Below are 1232 nucleotides of genomic sequence, written 5' to 3'. Positions count from 1 at the left end.
AAGCGGTGGACCGGCTGACGGCGGTCCACCGCTTCTCCGATCGGTAGCCCCATGGACGACACACTGCGCGCGTGGGTGGAGGAAACCGCAGGCGGCCGGATCACCGCGCTGAGCCGCCCTCCGGCCGGCGGGTCACGTGAGGCCTACTTCGTCGACGTGGAGCGCGCCGATGGCGTCGTCGTGCCACTCGTGTTGCGGTGCGAAGGCGGAGGATCGTTCGCCGGCACCGAGATCTCACCGACGAAGGAAGCCGTGGTGTACCGCGCGCTCGAGCACACCGACGTTCCGGCTCCGCGCGTCGTCGGCCTCGCTCCCGACGGCGCCGCGCTCCTGATGGAACGCGTTCCGGGAAGCGGCGACTTCACCGACCTCGACGAACGCACGCGCGGCGAGACGATGCGCTCGTTCATCGACGCGTTGGCAGCACTCCACAGCCTCGATGTCGACACGTTGACGCTCGACGGCTTCCGCCGACCGCGCGGCGCGGAGGACCACGCGCGGCTCGACCTCGAGATGTGGGCGCGGCTCGCCGACGACCACGTCGCCGACCTCGATCCTCTCGTGCGCTACGGCGGTGCGTGGTTGCACGCGCACGCGCCGGATGCCGTCGAGCGCACCGTGCTCGTCCAGGGCGACACGGGTCCGGGCAACTTCGTCTTCGAGCACGGGAGGGTCACCGGCATCGTCGACTGGGAGTTCGCGCACATCGGCGACCCGATGGACGACTGGGCGTGGCTCGACATGCGGATGCCCGGTGCGGACCTCACGGAGCTCCAGGATCGCTACAGCCACGCGACGGGAATCGCGGTCGACCACGAGCGGATCCGCTACTACCGCGCTGCCGTCGACTACCGATGCGCGGTGACAACGTCGCTCGCCGTGAGCCGCGGTGGCGGCGCGCGCGGATGGGCGCCCTACCTGCTCGTGACCGAGCGTTACGTGCTGGGTCTCGCGGAACGACTGTCGGACCTTCTCGGAATCGTCGAGTCGGCCGAACTACCCGAGCCGGCGGACACGGCCCGCACGCCGTACTACGAGCACCTGCTCGACGGCATCCGCGCCGCGACGCGCGGCATCGACGATCCCGAGCTACGCGAGAACACGCGGAGTCTCCAGATCCTGGTCCATTACCTACGCGCCTACGACCAGATCGGCGCGGAGGTCGACGAGCTCGATCGGGCCGACCGCATCGCGACGTTCGGTGGCGACGCGCTCGACGGGGCGCGGTTCGC

1 protein-coding gene is annotated in these 1232 nt (G+C 70.2%); it reads left to right on the top strand.

Annotation, left to right across the window (positions count from 1 at the left end; genetic code table 11):
- Nucleotides 1-51 precede the first annotated feature (51 nt).
- Nucleotides 52-1232, top strand: a 1181-nt coding sequence (locus WD271_12755; protein ID MEX1008698.1) for a phosphotransferase family protein, incomplete at its 3' end; no start/stop codon positions are given.

It is taken from the genome of Acidimicrobiia bacterium, assembly GCA_040880805.1.
Taxonomy (GTDB): domain Bacteria; phylum Actinomycetota; class Acidimicrobiia; order IMCC26256; family DASPTH01; genus DASPTH01.
This window is presented reverse-complemented; position numbering and strand designations above follow the sequence as displayed.